This is a genomic window from Microbacterium sp. A93 (assembly GCF_051842835.1).
In genome coordinates, this window is sequence record NZ_JBPXMT010000005.1 from 417,202 (window position 1) to 437,858 (window position 20,657).

The 20,657-nt window shown below is 66.4% G+C and carries 17 protein-coding genes and 1 other RNA gene; 4 read left to right on the top strand and 14 right to left on the bottom strand.

The window, feature by feature from the left end; translation table 11 throughout:
* Positions 1-21 precede the first annotated feature (21 nt).
* Positions 22-639 carry a response regulator gene (locus ACSU1G_RS15450; RefSeq protein WP_439280842.1) on the bottom strand — a complete coding sequence of 206 codons (618 nt, stop codon included), beginning with the start codon at positions 637-639 and terminating at the stop codon, positions 22-24.
* Complete coding sequence (locus ACSU1G_RS15455; RefSeq protein ID WP_439280843.1) at positions 636-1,835, bottom strand: sensor histidine kinase; 1,200 nt, start codon at positions 1,833-1,835, stop codon at positions 636-638. Before ACSU1G_RS15455 ends, ACSU1G_RS15450 begins: the two co-directional genes overlap by 4 nt.
* A gap of 145 nt (positions 1,836-1,980) precedes the next feature.
* On the opposite strand from ACSU1G_RS15455, the gene ACSU1G_RS15460 reads away from it, so the two are divergent.
* Positions 1,981-2,304: a DUF2871 family protein gene (locus tag ACSU1G_RS15460; protein ID WP_439280844.1), complete on the top strand. Its 324-nt coding sequence runs from the start codon at positions 1,981-1,983 to the stop codon at positions 2,302-2,304.
* Positions 2,305-2,313: 9 nt separating this feature from the next.
* On the opposite strand, the gene ACSU1G_RS15465 is transcribed toward ACSU1G_RS15460, so the two are convergent.
* The 12 genes from ACSU1G_RS15465 to ffs all read right to left on the bottom strand — a co-directional run bounded on the left by ACSU1G_RS15465 (position 2,314) and on the right by ffs (position 15,998).
* Positions 2,314-3,228, bottom strand: a complete 915-nt coding sequence (locus tag ACSU1G_RS15465) for a DMT family transporter (RefSeq protein WP_439280845.1) — start codon at positions 3,226-3,228, stop codon at positions 2,314-2,316.
* Positions 3,229-3,238: 10 nt separating this feature from the next.
* Positions 3,239-3,832, bottom strand: coding sequence for a recombination mediator RecR (recR, locus tag ACSU1G_RS15470; protein WP_439280846.1), 594 nt, complete (start codon positions 3,830-3,832; stop codon positions 3,239-3,241).
* Positions 3,832-6,027: a DNA polymerase III subunit gamma and tau gene (locus ACSU1G_RS15475; RefSeq protein ID WP_439280847.1), complete on the bottom strand. Its 2,196-nt coding sequence runs from the start codon at positions 6,025-6,027 to the stop codon at positions 3,832-3,834. Before ACSU1G_RS15475 ends, recR begins: the two co-directional genes overlap by 1 nt.
* 41 nt (positions 6,028-6,068) lie before the next feature.
* On the bottom strand, positions 6,069-7,166 hold the full coding sequence (locus tag ACSU1G_RS15480; RefSeq protein WP_439280848.1) for a DUF2207 family protein: 1,098 nt from the start codon (positions 7,164-7,166) through the stop codon (positions 6,069-6,071).
* Entirely contained in the window at positions 7,166-9,664 is a 2,499-nt protein-coding gene (locus ACSU1G_RS15485) for a glycoside hydrolase family 65 protein (RefSeq protein WP_439280849.1), read from the bottom strand. The genes ACSU1G_RS15480 and ACSU1G_RS15485 overlap by 1 nt, the downstream gene beginning before the upstream one ends.
* Positions 9,661-10,467: an HAD family hydrolase gene (locus ACSU1G_RS15490; protein ID WP_439280850.1), complete on the bottom strand. Its 807-nt coding sequence runs from the start codon at positions 10,465-10,467 to the stop codon at positions 9,661-9,663. The genes ACSU1G_RS15485 and ACSU1G_RS15490 overlap by 4 nt, the downstream gene beginning before the upstream one ends.
* A gap of 95 nt (positions 10,468-10,562) precedes the next feature.
* Positions 10,563-11,186 (bottom strand): NAD(P)-binding oxidoreductase, encoded by a 624-nt coding sequence (locus tag ACSU1G_RS15495; RefSeq protein ID WP_439280851.1) that lies wholly within the window; start codon positions 11,184-11,186, stop codon positions 10,563-10,565.
* Positions 11,183-12,406, bottom strand: coding sequence for an acetate/propionate family kinase (locus ACSU1G_RS15500; RefSeq protein WP_439280852.1), 1,224 nt, complete (start codon positions 12,404-12,406; stop codon positions 11,183-11,185). The genes ACSU1G_RS15495 and ACSU1G_RS15500 overlap by 4 nt, the downstream gene beginning before the upstream one ends.
* Positions 12,403-14,538 carry a phosphate acetyltransferase gene (gene pta, locus ACSU1G_RS15505; RefSeq protein WP_439280853.1) on the bottom strand — a complete coding sequence of 712 codons (2,136 nt, stop codon included), beginning with the start codon at positions 14,536-14,538 and terminating at the stop codon, positions 12,403-12,405. Before pta ends, ACSU1G_RS15500 begins: the two co-directional genes overlap by 4 nt.
* A 22-nt stretch (positions 14,539-14,560) precedes the next feature.
* Positions 14,561-15,241 (bottom strand): hypothetical protein, encoded by a 681-nt coding sequence (locus tag ACSU1G_RS15510; protein WP_439280854.1) that lies wholly within the window; start codon positions 15,239-15,241, stop codon positions 14,561-14,563.
* Entirely contained in the window at positions 15,238-15,840 is a 603-nt protein-coding gene (locus ACSU1G_RS15515; protein WP_439280855.1) for a rhomboid family intramembrane serine protease, read from the bottom strand. Before ACSU1G_RS15515 ends, ACSU1G_RS15510 begins: the two co-directional genes overlap by 4 nt.
* Before the next feature lie 61 nt (positions 15,841-15,901).
* An RNA gene (gene ffs / locus ACSU1G_RS15520) (signal recognition particle sRNA small type) lies at positions 15,902-15,998 on the bottom strand.
* 224 nt (positions 15,999-16,222) lie between these two features.
* Here ffs and ACSU1G_RS15525 point away from each other — a divergent pair.
* From ACSU1G_RS15525 to ACSU1G_RS15535, 3 genes are read left to right on the top strand one after another with little or no spacing between them, the layout of a single operon-like run.
* Positions 16,223-17,200, top strand: coding sequence for an AAA family ATPase (locus ACSU1G_RS15525; protein ID WP_439280856.1), 978 nt, complete (start codon positions 16,223-16,225; stop codon positions 17,198-17,200).
* A gap of 9 nt (positions 17,201-17,209) precedes the next feature.
* Positions 17,210-18,409, top strand: a complete 1,200-nt coding sequence (locus ACSU1G_RS15530) for a DUF58 domain-containing protein (protein WP_439280857.1) — start codon at positions 17,210-17,212, stop codon at positions 18,407-18,409.
* A complete protein-coding gene (locus tag ACSU1G_RS15535; RefSeq protein WP_439280858.1) occupies positions 18,396-20,651 on the top strand; it encodes a transglutaminaseTgpA domain-containing protein in 2,256 nt (751 codons plus the stop codon). The genes ACSU1G_RS15530 and ACSU1G_RS15535 overlap by 14 nt, the downstream gene beginning before the upstream one ends.
* The last annotated feature ends 6 nt before the right edge of the window (positions 20,652-20,657 follow it).

Genomic DNA, 20,657 nt, shown 5'->3' on the forward strand with positions numbered 1-20,657 from the left:
ATGCATGTGACGCTTTGCCGGTCAGAGAATTCCGAGTCGACGCGCCTCGCTGGCCGCGGCGGAACGGCTGGCGACGCCGAGTTTCTCCAGCAGATGCACGACATGGGTTTTGACTGTGGATTCCGTGATGAACAGTCGTGTGGCGATCTCTTTGTTCGCCGCACCCGCATCGATCAGCAGCAGGACGTCGCGTTCGCGTTCGGTGAGTTCGACGCGCGGTGCGCGCAGAGCCGCGATCAGCCGCTCATCGCCGCCCGGCGTGAGAACCAGGGCGCCTGCGGCAGCATCGACGATCGCACGCACGATCGTGTCGGTGTCGACGTCCTTCAGCAGATAGCCGGCAGCTCCGGCCTCGATCGCGCGAATGATCTGCGCATCATGATCGAACGTCGTCAGGATCAGCACGGCTGGGGCATTCGGCAACCGCCGCAGCTCCGCCGTCGTCTGGACGCCATCCATCCCATCACCGAGGCGGAGGTCGCACAGGACGACATCCGGTTTCAGCGCGGATGCCATCGCGAGCGACTCTTCGCCGGTCGAGGCCTCCCCCACCACGGTGAATCCGCGCGCCTCGATGACGGTACGCAGGCCCGCACGCACCACCGGATGATCATCGATCAGCATGACTCGTGTGCTCATGCGCGGCCTTCCTCCACGGACGCCGCTGCACGCACCGGTACCTGCGCAACGAGAACCGTGCCCTCTCCTGGCGCCGAGCGCACGGTGAGCTCTCCCCCGTACTCGCCCAGCCGCGAGCGCATGGCCGAGAGGCCGTACGACGTCGAAGGCGAAGGCATCGCCGAATCGTCGGGCCGGAAGCCGACGCCGTCATCCGTCACCGTCAGCCGTGCATCCGCCCCCACCATCTCCAGCCGGATCTCGACGGCGTGCGCCTGCGCGTGCTGGCGCACGTTCGCGAGCGCCGACTGCGCGACTCGCAAGAACACCACCTCGATCGGCGTCGGCAACGTCGGCAATTCCTGGTCGGCCCTCAGCGCGGTGTCGACGTCGGTGTCTGCATGCAGTGCGTCCAGCATCCGCGTGAGGGCGGCCGCGAGCGCGGAGCCCTCGAGCTCAGCCGGTGCGAGCGCTGCGACGATGCGGCGAAGGTCAATGAGCGAATGCTGCGCGAGAGACTCAATTTGCGGCATCCGCTCGCTGTCACCGCTGCGCGCCAGCAGCACCATGGAGCTGAGTTCCTGGGCGATCGTGTCATGCAGATCGCGCGCGAGGCGAGTGCGCTCGTGAGTGGCGCCAGCCTCACGCTGAGTGCGCGCGAGCTCTTCCTGAAGCGACGACATCTCCTCCTGGGTACGCACCAGTGACGCGATGAGGCGATCGCGTTCGACGGCGTCTCGAACGAGTGCGTCATAGCCGAGGGATATCGCCAGGGCGAAGCCGCCGCCCAACAGCGGTCCTGCGATATGCGCGAACGAGATCGTCACCTGGTGCAGGATCGGCGCGATGATCGCCGCGGTCAACACCGGCAGCGCGAAGACGACCGACGGCCAGGCACGCAGCACGTGTCCGGCGAGCAGTAGCAGCGGAAACGCCAACCACACGAACTCGGCCGAAACGACGAGCATCCCCAACCAGAGGATGCCGAGGCCGCACAGCCACCAGCCCGCAAAGCGACCGCGTGTGAAGCGCGCCCCGGCCCCGTAGCAGGCCAGGAAGGCGCCCGCTGAGAGCATGGCGGGCAGCAGCGGCACGCCGACGGTGATGGCACGCAACGCTGTCACCACGGCCAGCAGCACGGTGATCAGATGCAACGCGAAACGCGCTGAGGTGAGCATCCGCCGCCGAGCGGGATCGGTGACGGCTGGAGCAGACATGATCCGATCATGCCTCGTTCTGCGTCGAGATGTGCAGTCTGGATATCGATCTTTCGATGGATGCTGCACGCGCGGCGGCCGCGCACGCTGGAACTATGACTGTTGAAACCGTTCCCGTCCCGCGCGGCGTTTCGCGCACCGCCTGATGGGGCAGCTGGGGCTCGCGCACACGCACATCCTCACCCTGGGGATGATCGTGCTGCTGATCGTGCTGGCGCTGGAGAAGACGTTCGCGCTGTCATCGAGCAGACTGCTGCGTTGGTTCTTCTGGGTCTACAACATCGGCGTCGTGCTGACCAGCGCGATGCTGATCTGGCACGGGATGCTGCAGGTGCAGGGCCTGGAATCGTCCAAGATGAGCGCCGGCATCGCCGGGATCGGGCACATCCTGATCGGCGCAGGCTTCGTCCTGCTGCTGCTCAGTCTGCGCGCAGTAATTCGTCGGGAGCATGCCGCATCGCAGGGCTGAGTGTGAGACTCAGGGCATCTGCGGCGGTGGTAGCGCCTTCTCTCGGGCACGCAGCCGCCCGCCGGTGCCTGCGAACCAGCATCCGATGATGATGAGTGGGAATCCGATCAGCAGACCCGGCGTCAGCGGCTCGGAGAGCACGATCGCGCCCAGGATGATCGCGACAACCGGATTGACGTAGGTGAACAGGGGCGCACGGACCGGGCCCACTTCGCGGATCAGGGCGAAGAACACCAGGAACGCGACAGCAGTGCACACGAGCGCGAGGATCACGAGCGCGACCGTGGCTGACACCGTCGGTACCTCGTGCTGGGTGGCAAGTGCGATCGGCAGGTAGAAGATGCCGTTGGCGATGAGCGCGAGGGTGATGACGCCGAGCGATGGCGCCGCGCCCAGCTTCTTCGCCACGATGAACGGCGCTGTGGCGTAGAGCACCGCGACCAGCAGAACTTCGCCAGCGGCAAGCAGGTTGCCGCTGGCAAGCCCTGGCCCCGCCACCACCACGAGGACGCCGATGAATCCGATGGCCAGACCGATCACGCGTGCGGGCTTGAGGACGCCGCGATCGCCACCGATGAGTGCGATGATCACGGCGAACAACGGCACGGTGGCAACGAGGAGTCCGGTGAGCCCGGATGGCAGCGTCATCTCTGCGTGGCCGAGCAATACAAACGGTCCGGCGATCTCTACCGCAGCAAATGCCAGCACCCACCGCCAGTGTGGCAGCGCCGCTTTGAGTGCTCCGCTACGGATCGCGAACGGCAGCAGCGCGAGCGCGCCGATGATCGCGCGACCGGCAACGATCGCCGGTGGGGAGTAGGACTGCACCGCGATGCTGATGAACAGATACGGGATGCCCCACAGCACGGCCATGGCACCGAACAGCAGCCACCCCTTTCGGGTAAAACCGCCGTGGGCGTTCATTTTGCGGTGGTCACAGCGTGCGCCGGCCCTCGAACGCGCGACCGAGCGTGACCTCGTCGGCGTACTCGAGATCGCCGCCGACCGGCAGGCCGGATGCCAGGCGCGAGACAGTGATCTGCATCGTGGTGAGCAGACGGCTCAGGTAGCTTGCCGTCGCCTCGCCCTCAAGGTTGGGGTTCGTCGCCAGAATCACTTCCTGCACTGTGCTGTCAGCGAGTCGTGTCATCAGCTGAGTGATGCGCAGGTCATCGGGTCCCACGCCTGCGATCGGGCTGATCGCTCCACCAAGCACGTGGTAAAGGCCACGGAACTCGCGTGTGCGTTCGATCGCTGATACGTCCTTCGCATCTTCGACAACGCAGATCAGCGCCGGATTGCGGCGGGGATCACGGCAGATCGAACAGCGATCCTGCTCGGAGACGTTGCCGCAGACCTCACAGAAGCGCACTCTGGCGCGGACGTCGGCGAGCAGCTCCGCCAGCCGCGCGACATCAAAGGATGGTGTCTGCAAGATATGGAACGTGATGCGCTGCGCGGACTTCGGCCCGATACCGGGAAGACGCCCGAATTCGTCGATGAGCTCCTGAACGATGCCGTCGTACATCAGGCGAACCTCGTCGGAGGCTCGTAGGGCTCTTCGCGCACGAAGGTCGCGCCGAGCACCTGGCGGATGACAGCCTCGCCGTAGCGCTGTACGCCTCCGTTGCCCGCCTTGGGCGGGGTGGCGGGAGCAGTGCGCTGCGGCGCGGGCGCAGAAGGAGCCGCCTGAGGAGCGGGTGCCTGGTGAGCCGGTGCCTGCGGGGTCGGGATCTGCGGAGCCGATGCCTGCGGGGGCATCGGAGGATCGTAGGGTGGCGGCTCGTCGTCGGGGTACGGCGCCTCGTCGTCGCTCGGCATCGGCGGTTCATCGCGATCCGTGGCGCCGTCGCTCGGCGGCAGGGGCGCGGATGCCGCGGACTCCACCTCTGCCGGCTCCTCATCGACCGGGAACTGCGGCTGCGGCGCAGCCACTTCCGCGCTGGGAATTGCGGCAACCGCCCACTCTGTGACGGGCGTCGATGCGGCTGCCTGCTGCGGCGCGGGCGTCGCAGCAGACTTCGGAGCGGTGCGCACAGGAGCAGGCTCGGCGGCCTCGGATAACGCCGTCGGCGGCAGCGGCGCCGGGCGATACTTCACACGTAGGCCGAGTTCCTGATCGATGGCAGCGCGAAGGTGATCGGATGCTCCGTCACCCGGCGTCGTGCCCTTGAACTTCGCGACGTCCTGCTGCCCAGCGAAGCCGATCGTCAGCACCTCGGATGCGGTGTCAAAGTCGAGCGGCTGCACCGTGGTGACCAACAGCCACGACGTGCGACTCACGTCTTCGAGCCGCGTGAGGATGGCCGGCCACGACGAGCGGATGCGTTCGAAATCGACCGGTCCGGACGCGGCGGGTGCGGGTTCAGGTGCGGGTTCAGGTTCAGGTTCGGGTGCGACGGGCGCTTCGACGGGCTCAGCGACCGGCGCGGCAACGACCGGAGTGGCAGCGACCGGCGCAGCAACAACCGGCGCAGCAACGACCGGCGCAGCAACGACCGGCGCAGATACAGCCGGCGCGGCGGCAACAGCCGGCGCAGCAACAACCGGCGCAGCGACAACAGCCGGTACAGCGGCGGGCGCGACGCCAGCCACCGCAACGCCCTGCACCGCAACGCCCTGCCCTGCCGCGCTCAGCACGCGGGCGATCATGAGTTCCAGGTGCAGGCGGGGGGATGTGGCTCCCGCCATGTCATCCAGAGCGGCGCTCACGACGTCGGCAGTACGCGAGAGGCGCGCCGCACCGTACGCAGTGGCCTGTGCGCGCATGCGGATCAGCTCGTCTTCGGCCAGGCCGCGCAGCACGGCGGAGGCACCGTCGCCGACCGCGGCGATCACGATGAGGTCGCGCAGTCGCTCCAGCAGATCATCGACGAAACGGCGCGGGTCTTGCCCGGTCTGCACAACTCGATCGATCGCGGGGAATGCGGCGGCGGCATCGCCAGCGGCGAGCGCCTCGACGATCTCATCCAGCAGCGCACCGTGCGTGTAACCGAGCAGCGACACAGCGCGTTCGTATGCGACCGTGTCGGTGTCAGAGCCCGCGATCAGCTGGTCAAGCAGCGACAGCGTGTCGCGAGGCGATCCACCACCGGCACGAACAACGAGCGGCAGCACACCCTGGGCAACCTTGACGCCCTCTTCCACACAGAGCTTCTCGACGTACTCGAGCATCGCCGCCGGTGGCACCAGCCGGAACGGATAGTGGTGCGTACGAGAGCGGATGGTGCCGAGCACCTTGTCGGGCTCGGTGGTCGCGAAGATGAACTTGACGTGTGCCGGCGGCTCTTCGACGAGTTTCAGCAACGCATTGAAGCCTTGAGGCGTGACCATGTGCGCCTCGTCGAGGATGAAGATCTTGAAGCGATCGCGGCTGGGGGCGAAGGTCGCCCGCTCGCGCAGGTCACGGGCATCGTCGACACCGTTGTGGCTCGCCGCATCGATCTCGACGACGTCGAGGGATCCTCCACCGGCGCGGGACAGCTCTACACAGCTCGGGCACGTGCCACACGGGGTGTCGGTGGGACCCTCCGCGCAGTTCAGGCAACGGGCGAGAATACGCGCTGAGGTGGTCTTTCCGCAGCCGCGAGGACCGGAGAAGAGATAGGCGTGCCCGACCCGGTCGCTGCGCAACGCGGTCATGAGCGGATCAGTCACCTGGGACTGCCCGATCATCTCGCCGAAGTTCTCGGGGCGGTAGCGGCGGTACAGGGCTGTGGTCACTTCCCCAGCCTACGGCGTACCGCCGACACCAAGGTGAGCGATCAGGAGGAGATCGCGTCGAGGACCCCGCCGACCGCCTCGAAGACGCCCCCGACGACTTCGACGACGCCCCCGGTCGCATCCACCATGTCTCCGACTGCAGAGACGAGCATCACCACACCTCCGACGAGCTCGATCACCTCGAACACAGATCCGGCAACCCCGAGCACACCGTCAGCGACATTCAGCGCACCCAGTTCTTCCGACTCCGTCTTGAGGATCTTGGCCCACGACGTCTCCAGGCCGAACAGCACCGCGTAGGGCAGCAGCCGCTCGTTCAGGAGGTAGCGCTCCAGCTTCTCCTGCCTGGCCTCAGCCGACACGTCGCCGCGCATCTCGGCACCGTGCACAGATTGGGAGAAACGCAGCGGCTCTGTCTCGGCGAGCGCAATGTATTCACGTAGCCCGGCCAGATGTGCGCGCAGCGGCTCTGCCGGTGCCAGAAATCGACGCCAGGGACGGGGAACCACCGACACCGCCGCAATCGCGACGAGGAACGCCCCGAACGAGATACCGAAAGTCGCCGGGTCCCCCGCTCCGTCATCTACTGACAACGCCACGCTGAACAGGATGAAGCTCACCACGATCGTGATCCATCCGAAGATCCGGATCAAGACGACGGGCCAGACCGCTCGCCCCGCCTGGAGAAGACCCGCATCCGCCAGCCGCTTCTCCACGCCACGCATCAGCGTGCGCAGCGTCCGTTTCTGGGCACGCCCGTCTGCGGTGAAGCGCCGTACTCGACCCGAGGCGTGGCCTGGGCCGAAGAGCGCCTCGAGAACGGCCAGTTCGTCGGCGCTGAACACTGCGCCGTCGATCACCTCAACACCGATCGGAGCACGAGTATCGTCGTTCTTCTCGCGCGTCGGGGCGAGAAGTCTGATCTTGCGTTGTACTGCCATGTCGATCAGCGCGGCGGAAACGGCTTTGCGGTCGGCTCTTACCAGGAACGCGTCGTACAGCACGGTCGCCCCGGGCGCGGGTGCGAACTGCGCGCCCGTCGATGAGGGCATCCGCGTCGCCTGGACCCGAGCGACGATCGCGAGCGCCAGAAGCGCCAGCGCCGGGACAAGCCCGAGAACGAGCGCGACGACCAACATCAGTCTTCGACCACACCCATGATCGGCATGGTCGTCGTGATGACCGGGACGGATGCCGAGAGCCGCGTGCCGTCGTCGCGCCGTGCGTCCTGGAACTGTTTCAGCGTCGGCCGCCCCGGCAGCAGCGGGCCTTGATCGGCGAGCGCGACCACGACATCCTTGCCCGGCGCCACCGTATATTCGGTTCCACGCACGGTGAATGAGACTGGTTCTCCCGAGCGGGCAACGACGCGCAGTTCATCTCGCGTCACCGTCACCTGCAGAGCAGTGCCCTGCCACTGCAGCGGATACGACAGCGATGGCCAGTCCGCAGGCAATCGTGGGTCAAAGCTCAGTTCACCCGCGTGATCGCGCATGCCGCCGAAGCCGGACACCAGAACGCTCCAGACACCGCCGGCCGATGCCACATGCACACCGTCGGCAGCGTTGTGATGCAGATCGCCGAGATCGACGAACAGTGACTGCTCGAAGTACTCCCTGGCGAGGTTCTGATATCCGACCTCGGCCGCGAGGATCGATTGCACGACGGCTGACAGCGTCGAGTCGCCGGTCGTCAGCGGGTCGTAGTACTGGAAGTCCGCGAGTTTCTCCTCGGGGGTGAAGTGGTTGCCCTGCAGGAACAGTGCAAGCACGACATCCGCCTGCTTGAGCACCTGGAACCGGTAGATAACCAGGGGATGAAAGTGCAGCAGCAGCGGACGCTGATCATCGGGCGTGTGGTCCAGATCCCAGACTTCGCGCTCCAGGAACATCGCGTCCTGAGGGTGGATGCCGAGGCTCTCGCTGAACGGGATGACGATGGCCTCTGCGGCGCGGTCCCACGCATCCGGCTCGCCTTGGCCGACCCCGGTGCGCTCGACGAGCGCCGCGTATGCCCGGGGATGGTCCTCGGCGATCTCCCGCACGACGCGTGCGGCGTAGCGAAGATTATGGCGTGCCATCACGTTGGTAAAGAGGTTGTCGTTGACGACGGTCGTGTACTCATCAGGGCCGGTCACACCGTGGATGTGGAACGTTTCCTCCGGGATGTTTGAGCCCCCGTTGGACGTCCGCCAGAATCCGAGCGTCGCCCAGAGCCTCGCCGTTTCCACGGCGATGTCAGCCCCCTCTCGGCGAAGGAACTCCTCGTCTCCCGTGGCACGGACGTACTTGCCGAGCGCGAAGTTCACGTCGGCGTTGATGTGGTACTGCGCGGTGCCGGCGGCGTAGTAGGCAGAAGCTTCCTCGCCGTTGATGGTGCGCCATGGGAACAGCGCGCCCGCCTCGTTGAGCTGGCCGGCGCGGCGACGAGCCGCAGGCAGCATCAGCACACGCGCGCGCAGCGCATTGCGGGCCCATTGCGGGCTCGTATAGGTAAGGAACGGCAAGACGTAAATCTCGGTGTCCCAGAAGTAGTGACCGCTGTAGCCAGATCCGGTGAGGCCCTTGGCCGGAACACCTGATCCGTCCGCGCGCGCAGATGCCTGAGCCAGCTGGAACAGACACCAACGGGTCGCCTGCTGCAGATCGTCGTGCCCCTCGATCACGACATCCGAACGTTCCCAGAACGCCGCCAACCACTCCCGCTGACGCTCGAACTGGTAGTCCACACCCTCCACAGCCGCTCGGTCGAGCGAGCGACGGCAGCGGTCGACGAGCTCTCTCGCAGGCATCCCGCGAGAGGTGTGGTAACTGACGAGCTTCGTGATCCGAATCGGGATGCCGGCCTTCGCCTGCACGCGGAAGACGTGCTTGGCGATGTCGGGTTCGACCAGCATGCGGACGCTGTAGTCGTTATCGGTCTCGATCACGTGATCGGCGACCGCGGCGACCGTCATGCCGGAATCAGTGGTCTCATACGACAGCACTGAACGCAGACCGTCTTGCCAGTACTCCGCTGGCTGCAGCACTCGCTCGGTGATCCGCTCGGTCTTGCGCGGGTCGAACCCCTTCTTCTGCGCAGCATCCGGTGTGCCGGCGTAGACGTTCCCGCCGTCCTGCCGGTTCAGCAGCTGGCAGGAGACCGTCACCGGGGCATCCGCGTTCTCTACCGTGATCTCGAGGCGAAGGATCGTGAGATGACGTTCTTCGAAGCTGACCATGCGCTCGTCACGGATGTGGATGCGCTTACCGGACGGCGTATCCCACACGAAGCTGCGCGCCAGCACGCCGGTGCTCATGTCCAGGGTGCGGGTGTAGTCACGCACCTCTGATTCCTCGAAGGAGATCGGCTCATCATCGACGTAGACGCGCATAATCTTCGCATCCGGTGCGTTGACGATCGTCTGGCCGACCTCGGCGAAGCCGAAGGCCTGCTCGGCATGCCGAATCGGCCAGGTCTCGTGCAGGCCGTTGATGAAGGTGCCGTGCTCGTGTGCGCCGCGCCCTTCGATGTGGTTGCCACGCAGGCCGAGATAGCCGTTTCCGACCGTGAACATGGTCTCTGCGACGCCGTCGTCTGCATAACGCGTCTCGATGAGGCGCCAGGGGTCGACGGGGAAGCGGTCACGATCGATCATGCGGTCTCCGGAGTTTCGGGCAGAGAGGTTTCAGGCAGAGAGGTTTCGGGCAGAAAGGTTTCAGGCTGAGGAACGTCAATCAGAAGGCTGGCAAGGTCATCGACGATGGAGGTGGCACCGACAGCGCGTAGGTTGTCCGCACCTGCACCACGGTCGACTCCGACGATGACGGCGTAGCCGGCGGATGCCGCGGATGCGACGCCGGACACGGCATCCTCCACTGCCACGCTGTGCTCCGGATTCACGCCCAGCGCGACGGCACCGGCGCGGAACATATCGGGCGCAGGCTTCGAGGCAAGTCCCTCGCGCTCGGCGACCGCGCCGTCGACGACGATGGTGAAGAAATCCCGGATGCCGGCTTTCGCCAGCACCTCTTCCGCATTCTTCGAGCTGGACACGACACCCAGCGGGATGCCTGCGTCGCGAAGCTGTGCGATGAGCGCGAGCGACCCCGGGTACGCAGCGATGCCCTCACGTCGAAGGGATACGGAGAACGCGGCGTTCTTGCGATTGCCGATGCCGCAAATCGTGTCGGTTTCCGGCAGATCATCCACGTGCCCCCACGGAATCTCAACGTTCCGGCTGCGCAGCAGGCTCGCGACTCCGTCGTAGCGCTTCTTGCCGTCGACGTAGGCAAAATAGTCAGCGTCGGTGTACGCCGGGGCGATTCCCCACTTCGCGAACACCTCGTCGAATACGTTCTGCCAGGCGCGCATGTGCACCTCGGCAGTGGGCGTCAGCACGCCATCCAGGTCGAAGAGGATGCCTTCGGCACGGCTCAGGTCGGGCAATGTCTGGGACATTCAGAACTCCCATCGGCTCGGTGGTCTCAGTGGTGGAGCGACACCTCAACGTGCCTGTGTGCCAGCGTAGTGCGGGGCGCTGAACAGGGTAAGGGTTACGCGCCAAGCGGAGCCAGGCCCACCGAGGTGCGACTGTAAACCTGGGGCTGCTCGACTGCTTTAACGAGGAAATCGGCGACGGACGCGCGCGGGATCGCGCGGTTCATCGCGGGCGCCCCGGTGAAGGTCTCGACATACTCGACGACTTCGCTGTTGCTCAGCGTGGTGGGGCGCGCGACGGTGACGTCGAGGCCGGCATCCGTAATGTGGCGCAGTGCAGCACGATGGTCGGCGAGCGGATGCCGCAGCACCCACTGCACTCCGCGGCCAATGATCCCATCCAGCTCACCGTCGACACCGAGAGACGCACAGTAGGCGATCCTGCTGACACCGCCCTGTTGCATGCCGGCGACGATGTTCGCTGTCATCCGCTCAAGTTCGTCAGATTTCTTGAGGCCGGTAGACGGGGCCAGGCACGAGATCACGGCATCCTGTCCCTCGATCGCGGATGCCACGGCAGACGCGTCGAACGCATCTCCCTGCCGCACCGTCACTCCCTCGCGATATTGCAATTTCTCGGGTGTTCTCACGAACGCCGTCACCTCGTGACCAGCCTCTGCGGCACGGCGCACGACGTGCTGACCGACTCCGCCGGTTGCTCCGAAGACGATGATCTTCATGCGAGACTCAGCGTCTGTCGTGCGATCTCGAGTTCTTCATCCGTCGGCACGACCAGCACCTCGACGCGCGACGCATCGGTGGAGATTCTGCGGATGCCTGAGCCTCGTGCCTGGTTGCGCGCGTGATCGATCTCGACGCCGAGGAACCCCAGAGTGGCCAGTGCCTCGGCGCGCACGCGCGCGGCGTTCTCGCCCACGCCCGCGGTGAACGAGATGACGTCGACGCCGCCGAGCTGGGCCATGTACGCGCCGGCATAGGCGCGCAGGCGGTGAATGTAGACGTCGAACGCGAGGGTCGCGGCATCCTCACCCGCGTCGACGCCCGCGAGGATGTCACGCATGTCGCTGCGTCCGGCGAGCCCAGTCAGACCGCTCTGCTTGTTCAGCATCGTGTCCAGCTCGCGGCTGGTCATCTGAGCGACCCGGCCGAGGTGCAGCACGACTGCGGGGTCAATGTCGCCGGAACGGGTTCCCATCACCAGTCCCTCGAGCGGGGTCAGCCCCATCGACGTCTCCACCGAGCGTCCACCGTCGACGGCGGTGACCGAGGCTCCGTTGCCGAGGTGGAACACGATCTGCCGCAGATCTGCCAGGGGACGATCCAGGAACAGTGCGGCCTGCTCGGAGACGTACTTGTGGCTCGTGCCGTGGAATCCGTAACGGCGGATGCGGTGCCGGTCCGCGAGCGCGCGGTCGATCGCGTAGGTGTACGCGGCCGGAGGCAGGGTCTGATGGAAGGCGGTGTCAAAGATGGCCACGTGCGGGACGTCGGCGAAGGCCCGCCGTCCGGCTCGAATTCCGGCGACGGCGCCGGGATTGTGCAGCGGCGCCAAAATCGAGAGGTCCTCGATGTTGATCTCGATCAGGTCGTCGATGAGTGTGGGGGCGAAGAACCTCGCCCCGCCGTGCACGACGCGGTGCCCGACGGCGATGGGCGGATGCTCCGCGAGCTGCGGTCCGTGCTCGGCGAACTGCTCGAGCATGACGGCCATGGCCTCGTTGTGGTCGGCGATCGGTCGCTCACTGCGGTGCGTCGCACTCAGCAGCGTCTGGGTGGGTTCTCCCTCAACCGCGAGATGGCGGACGGTGTGGGAGATCTCGCCGGATTCCTGCCCGATCCGCTCGATGAGCCCTTCGCCGAGCGGCACCTCGCGCTCCATATCCATCAGGCTGTATTTCAGCGAGGAGGATCCGCTGTTGATGACAAGGACGACGCTCATGAGGATGCTCCCTGCGCTGCGCCGGCTGCACCCTGCGCCTGGATCGCGGTGATGGCGACGGTGTTCACGATGTCGTCGACCAGAGCGCCGCGGCTGAGGTCGTTGATCGGCTTGTTCAGCCCCTGCAATACCGGCCCCATCGCCACCGCACCGGCAGAGCGCTGCACCGCCTTGTACGTGTTGTTGCCGGTGTTGAGATCGGGAAATATGAACACCGTGGCACGGCCAGCGACGGCCGAGTCCGGCAGCTTCGCCTTCGCGACCGCAGCATCGGCCGCGGCGTCGTACTGGATCGGCCCCTCCACCGGCAGCTCGGGAGCGCGCTCACGCACGAGCGCGGTCGCCTCGCGGACCTTGTCGACGTCGGCGCCGGTGCCCGACTCCCCCGTCGAATACGACAGCATCGCCACACGCGGTTCGATTCCGAACTGCTGCGCGGTCTCGGCAGAGGAAATCGCGATGTCGGCAAGTTGGATGCTGGTGGGATCGGGGATCACGGCGCAGTCGCCGTAGACCAGCACACGATCGGCGAGCGCCATGAGGAACACGCTCGATACGACATCCACTCCCGGCCTGGTCTTGATGATCTCGAATGAGGGACGAATCGTGTGCGCCGTGGTGTGCGTCGCACCGGAGACCATGCCGTCAGCGAGCCCGAGGTGCACCATGAGCGTGCCGAAGTACGAGACGTCGGTGACGGTGTCTGCCGCCTGCTGAACAGTGACCCCCTTGTGCGCCCGCAGCCGGGCATACTCCTCCGCGAAACGCGCGACGTACTCCGGATCGGTCGGGCTGATGATCTGGGCCACCGAGACGTCAATACCCAGCTCGATCGCACGTGCATGGATGGCAGCCTCGTCCCCGAGGATCGTCAGGTCGGCGACATCGCGTGCGATCAGCGACGCCGCCGCCCGCAGAATGCGATCGTCCTCGCCCTCGGGCAGCACGATGCGCTTGCGGTCCGCGCGCGCGCGTTCGATGAGCCCGTACTGGAACATCAGTGGCGTGACCACGCGCGACTCGGCGAGCCCGAGCTGAGTGGTGAGCTCAGTGATGTCGACGTGGGTCTGGAAGAGTCCGAGCGCCCGGTCGTAGCGATGCCGGGAGTCGGCTGCGAGACGCCCGCGCGCGCCCATCACACGCACGGCCGTGTCGTAGGTGCCGTGATCGGTGGCGATGATCGGCAGCGACGAGGCGAGCCCATCGAGCAGCTGTTCGATCGCCGCGGGGAGCGGGAACGGTCCGTTCAGAATGACTCCGGCGACCGAGGGGAAGGTGCCTGCGGCATCCGCGAGAAGAATTGCCAGCAGTACTTCGGTGCGGTCCGCAGGAATCACCACGACCGCATCCTCAGTGAGGCGCGGCAGCACGTTCACCATCGACATGCCAGCGACGACGACGCTGAGCGCCTCCCGGGTCAGCAGTTCCGGGTCACCCTTGACCAGGCGACCGTCCACAGCGGCCAGGATGCCACGGATGGAGGGCGCGACCAGTTTGCGATCTTCCGGGATCGCCCAGACCGAGGTCTCTCCTGCTCGTGCTGCACGCACCGCGTCGATGGTCTGCGGCAGAGCATCCGGGTCGGATCGGTTCACGATCACGGCGAAGAGCTCGGCGCGCTCCTCCTGCAATTCGGAGAGCGCGAGCGCCGCGATCTGCCCGACCGCTTCCGGCGTGCGCGCGGTGGACGTTCCGAGCTGTTCGGCGTGGGGCTGCTGACCGCGCCCGCCGAGGACGAGCAGCACAGGAGCTGCGAGGTTCGCGGCGATGCGCGCGTTGTATCCGAGCTCTGCCGGGCTCGCGACATCCGTGTAGTCGCTGCCGATGATGACGACCGCGTCACACTGCGCTTCGACCGCTTTGAAACGGGAGACGATGGTGGCGAGTGCCCGGTCGGGAGCGTCGCGCACATGGTCGTAGGTGACGCCGATGCAGTCTTCGTAATCGAGGTGCACGCCATCGTGGGCGAGCAGCAGCTCGAGCACGTAGTCACGCTCTTCAGATGACCGCGCGATCGGGCGGAAGACGCCGACCCGGGGAGTCACTCGCATGAGCGCGTCAAGCACGCCCAGTGCGATGGTGGACTTGCCTGAATGTCCCTCGGCCGAGGTGATGTAGATGCTCCGTGCCACAGAGCCACCCTATGCCCGTCTGCTATGCCGGGCAGGCACCCGACAGCGCGTCGACCACCAGGGTTGCGTCGTCCTCGAACTGTGCGTAGTGGTTGGGGTCGGTGTTGATCTGCACGCGGTGGATCGCCTGGGTCGGCTCCATCTGCTGCCAGCCGGCGAGGCCTGCGAGCCGGCCGAAGAACAACGCCGCAGCTGAGGCCGGGTCCATCCGCTCCTGCGGGCTCCCCCACCACTCCTGCTGCTGGAACAGCCCGATGCTGCTCGTGCGGGTGCCATCCGGGTTGGTGATGCCGGACGTCTCCCAATCGCCGTAGTCGATGTTGTGCAGGCTGCTCTCCCCCATCGCTGCCATCACACCGAGAATCTGGCCGTCGCGTTCGAGCTGCTGCGCTTTGGCCGTCCGAACGATGATCGCGGCGTTTTCCAACTGCCCGCCCTGCCAGCCGGCCACGCCCTCAGCAGGGAAGGCAGCAGTGTCGTCGACACAGACTCGGAGCGGATCCTTCGAGGTCGCCACCGGGATGAGCACGATCAGGAGCGCGGCGAGCGTGAGCGTGCCGAGAGTCAGGATGACCGGTCGTGCGGAGCGCCGCGTCTTTTTCGTCGACTTCTGCGTCGACTTCGTCTTCGTCGACGAGTTCTTAATCGTTGACTTCCGCGTCGGCGCCTTCGGCGTCTTATTCGTCGTCGTCCGAGAACTCACGTAGTGCGATCTCTGGGTCGCCGTGCTCCGGCGAGCGCGGCCACGCCGCCGCCGAGCGCACCGAACAGGTGCGCCTGCCACGAGATGCCGGTACTCACACCGACGATGCCGGCCAGCATCGAGCCGCCGTAGAGCACGATGATGATGAGCGCGATGAGCGCGTAGGCGATGCGGTGCGCGATCGGACGCGGCGAGAACACTCTCACGACGACGTACGCGAAGTAGCCGAACACGAGACCGGATGCCCCGACAGTCAGTGTGCCCGGCGCGTTGACGAGCCAGGTGCCTGCACCTCCGATGAAGGCGACGACAAGGGTCACCAGCCAGAAGCGGCGAGCGCCCTCGATCGCGACGAGGCATCCCAGCACCAGCAGCGGCAGGCTGTTGGCGATGAGGTGCGGCCAGCCGGAGTGAAGCAGCGGCCCGAGCACAATGCCGAAGAGGCTCCCGAAGTCCCAGGAGCGTAAGCCGAACCCGGTGAAAGAACCCGGCAGCACGGCATCCGCAATCTGGATCACCCACATCAGGGCGAGGAGCGCCACCGGCGAGGCGAAGCGTGCGAAAGCAGCGGTGCGTTGCGGTGCGGCGGAAGTACTCACACCACGATCCTCGCAGGCGCAGCTGGACAATCGGCCCAAATACGGCCCGAATCCGGGCAAAAGAAATGACCCTCCGCGCACCCAGCAGAGCCCGGTTACCCTTGCTACGTTTCCGTCCTGGGGGAATTGGCCTGGATGCTGCCACGCGGAGAGCCGAGAAACAGTCTACCCGTCGTGCGGCGTGGTCACGAACGTGCGCCTTGCTGACGGCCCGAGCCGCCCGCGCCGCCTCGGTACAGATGTCGGTCGGATGCACACTTGTCGGCTGAGAACTCGGCGTGTCGGCTGGCATCCGTATTCTGAACCGACATTTGTACCGCCCTAGTTGGCCGGACCTGGGGATACGATCGAGTAACACCCAACGCAGGGCGAGAGGCAGTGCATGGACGACACCGGAACGCCGATGACGGCCGAGCAGTTCGCGACACAGACCTCCGCGATCCTTGCGTCCGTCGGCAAAGTCATCGATGGCAAACCGGAAGCGGTGCGCGGTGCCGTGGTGTGTCTGCTCGCCCAGGGACACCTGCTCATCGAGGATGTGCCTGGCGTTGGCAAGACGATGCTCGCCCGCGCACTGGCGGCCAGCGTGGACGCCACGGTCCGGCGCATCCAGTTCACCCCCGACCTGCTGCCGGGTGATGTCACCGGCGTCTCGGTGTACAACCCCGTTGATCGCGAGTTCGAGTTCAAGCAGGGCGCAGTCTTCGCCCAGATCGTGATCGCCGACGAGATCAACCGCTCTTCTCCCAAAACGCAGTCCGCACTACTGGAGGCGATGGAGGAGGGCCAGGTCACGGTCGACGGGCACACGCACCCGCTGCCTGATCCGTTCCTCGTCGTCGCCACCCAGAACCCGCTCGAGATGGAGGGCACCTATGCGCTCCCCGAGGCGCAGCGCGACCGTTTCATGATGCGCATCTCGATGGGATATCCGGATGCCGCGGCAGAAGCCCTCATGCTTCGCCAGCGTGACAGTGTGAACCCGCTCGCCGCGATCACCCCGGTCGCCGATGCCCACTCGATCAATCGAATGATCGGCTGGGCCCGCGCCGTGCATGTCTCCCCTGCCGTCGAGGAGTACGCCGTCGCGCTGGCACACGCCACGCGGTCCGATCCGAGCCTGCACCTCGGGGCGAGCCCGCGGGCGACGCTGCAGCTTGTGCGCGCCGCCAAGGTCTGGGCGGCACTGGATGGCCGTGACTTCGTGATCCCCGATGACCTCACGACCCTGCTGGCTCCGGTCTTCGCACATCGCCTGCTGCCGGCACGAGGAGTTCACCGTGCCGGCGCGCAACCGATCGAGGCCGCACTCAGCCAGATCGTGGAACGGGTTCGCGTTCCGATTGCGGCCCGAGTCTGACCCAGGGCCATGCGTCGCCGTCGTCCTCTCACCCACCGCGGCGCAGCCGCGGTGCTTGCGGGGCTGCTCTGTGTGATCGCGGCGAACCTGCTCGCGGCGCCGATCCTGATGTACGTCGCGGTGCTGCTGTTTCTGCTCGTCATCTTTGCGGCGCTGGTCGTGCACGTTCCCCGGCGCGGCGGCGCGGTGACCAGGCGCATCTCCACGGATCTGCTCACCGTCGGCGAGGAGTCCCAGGTCGCCGTGCGCTTCGACCTGCGCGCGCTGCGCGTGCCGCACGGGACATGGCGCGATCTGCTGCCGACGGCGGTCTCCGGCAACGCAGAGGGTGAGTTCCCCACCGACAACGGTACGCACATCCGCTACGCGATCACCGGGGTGCGGCGCGGCGTCTGGCCGGTGGGTCCACTGCTGCTGCGCACAATCGACCCCTTCGGCTTCGCCCAGCGCGAGCAGGAGTTCGGCGATACCCGCACCGTCACCATCGTGCCGGAGATCGTTCCGCTCGCACCGCTGAGCAGCATCGTTGGCGCAGCCGGAGGCACCGCACATACTTCTTCGACGAGGCTCGGCCAGGGCAGCGACAACCTCTCGCCCCGGCATTACGTGTCGGGCGACTCCATGCGCCGCATCCATTGGCGAGCGACCGCCCATCGCGGCGATCTGATGGTGCGCCAGGAGGAAGAGGAATCCAGCCCCGATGCGCTCGTCATCCTCGACCGCACCGCGCGCCGCTGGGAGCGAGTGGGAGTGGATGCTGACCCGGCGTTCGAATCGGCAGTCTCCGCATGCGCATCAATCGCCCTGCATCTCGTGCAGGGCGGATACAGCGTCGACGTTCTCGACTCTTCCGGCGCGGTGCTCGGCACCCTCCGCGGGCATGAGGATGACCGTGACTCCCTGCTCGTCGCATTGGCGATGGTCTCCCCTCAGGGCGAGGGACGAGACATCATCACCCTCTTCGACGGCGCACCGCCCGGCCCCCTGGTGATGATCACCGGCCGACTCGATGAAGAGGATGCGGCGCTGCTGAGACACGGCGGCGCCTCAGCTCCCATCCTTCTTGCCACAGAGCCGCTCGATGGTGCTGCGGATGCTGCAGCGGCACTGGGTTGGTCCTCCGCACAGCTCACCGATGATGTGGCATCCGCATGGGAAGACGCACTGCCCGCGCGCATGGCAACCGGAGGTGGGCATGTCACGCGTTGAACCGCGCCCCGCCATCCGGCGGGAGGAACCCACCGTCCGCCGGGAGCGCACTCTTGCCGTCGCAATTTTCACCGTCTGCGCCAGTTTCGTGGCGTTGTGGCCGTACACGTCGGTGATCTCCGCCGGCGGCTGGTCGCTGGTGAGCGTCTTGGTCATCCTCGTCGTCGCCGCCACCGGTTTTGTCGTGCGGCAGTTGCGCGCGGGCAGGGCAGACAGAGTGTGGTCGACGCTGGTCGCCCAGGTGCTCGTGGCGATCATGGCGCTCACTGCGCTCGCGTTCTCGCAGGGGGCGATCTTCGCTGTGATCCCCACGCGCACCACCCTCACTTCGTTAGGCAGGCACGCGAGCGAGGCATTCGAGCAGGTGCAGTACGGCACGGCGCCGCTGGAGGCAACCCCTGCGCTAGGCGCCATGCTCGGCATCGGATTCGCTGTGATCGCGATCCTGCTCGATCAGCTCATCTCGCAGCGGATCACCCTGCTCGCGGCGATCCTGGTTGCCACGGTCGGGGCGATGCCGATGATCATCACGCTCGGAGACGCGAACGTTCCGTGGTTCGTGATGCTGGCACTGCTGACGCTGTTCTTGCTGCGACACAGCATCCGGCATGATCGCACGTCGCCGCGACGCGCATCCCTCGGAGTCACCGTTTCGCTGGGCGCCGCGGCCATCGTCGCAGCGCTTGTGATCACCCCGGCACTGCCGGTCTCTGCCACCTGGATCGGCGTCGGCACCAGTGTGCAACTGAACCCGTCTCTGCGACTGGGAGACGATCTGCGGCGACCCAATCCGTTCACGGTCATGACGCTGGCGACCAGCACCGCGACGGCTCCATATCTGCGCATCGCGAGCCTGTCACAGTTCGATGGCGAGACCTGGACGCCCGATGAGAGCGACGTGCAACCTCTCAGCGACGGCTTCGGCGCACCAGATTGGGCAGACAATATCGAGACGGTCGAGAAGCGCACGTCGATTCGTGTCAGCGGCATTTCCAGTCCGCTGCTGCCCGTACCGTTTCCCGCCACGAAGATCATCGGGCTCTCCTCCGGATGGACGGTGATGCTCGACAATCGCACGGTCGTGTCCGAGAGTCGGGATGCGGAAGGGCAGGACTACACCGTCACCACCCAGACGGCGCTGCCGTCCAGGGAACAGATTCAGGCCGCGACGACGACCAGCGCTGCCGCCGCCTCCGCCGCTGCTGCGGACGAGTCCGACGACGAGCCTGCCGAAGACCTCCCGCCGGTGATCGCCGAGACCGCGCGTGAGGTGACAGCGGATGCCGCGACCGACTACGACAAGCTCATCACGCTGCAGAACTGGTTCCGTTCGCAGTTCAGCTACTCGCTGGAGGCACCGGTCGATGGCGGCTTCGACGGCACCGGCGCGGAGGCTGTCGCGGAGTTCCTCGATGTGCGCTCCGGCTACTGCATCCATTTCGCTGGCGCGTTCGCACTGATGGCGCAATCGCTCGACATGCAGGTGCGCGTCGTCGTCGGCTACCTTCCTGGCCGGCCGACGGATGAGAAGCGCGGCGACGAGTCCATCTTCACCGTCAGTAGCGAACAGCTGCACGCCTGGCCCGAAGTGCACTTCGAGGGCATCGGCTGGGTGCCCTTCGAGCCGACAGCGTCGTTGGGAGTGCCGACGAACTTCGCCGCCGCCGCCACCGAGGGCGGTTCCGGTGCAGGCCCCACCACACCAGCACCGAGCGCCGCACCGTCGACGGCGCCGACCAGCGGTCCAGAACTCGACAGGGACCAGGGCGGCTCCTCGACCGCCGACGGCCAGTCCTTGCAACGTCTGGATCCCACGCCCGTGCTGCTGATCACCGGTGGCGCGTTGCTGGCACTACTGATGCCTGCGCTGATCCGGTTCGTGATTCGTCTGCGGCGTCGTATACGCGCCCGCCACGGCGATGCGATGAGCGCGTGGCAAGAGGTGCGTGACACGCTGATCGATCTGCGCCTGCCAGTATCCGAGGCGCACAGTCCGCGAGCGCGTGGAGCCGCGCTGGTTCAGCGTGGGGTGGATGCCGAAGCAATGCATGTGCTGGTGGACGCGGTGGAGAGCATCAGCTACGCGCGCACTGCAGGCGAAACCGGGAATCTGTCCCCGGCCCTCGCACGCGTCACCGCCGACCTGCGCCGCAGCGTCGATCTACGCGTCCGCGTCGCTGCAGTGCTGGCACCCCGCGCGCTGTTTATCGCGCGCGGGTCACGCGGGTCGGTACTCGCTTAGCGACGC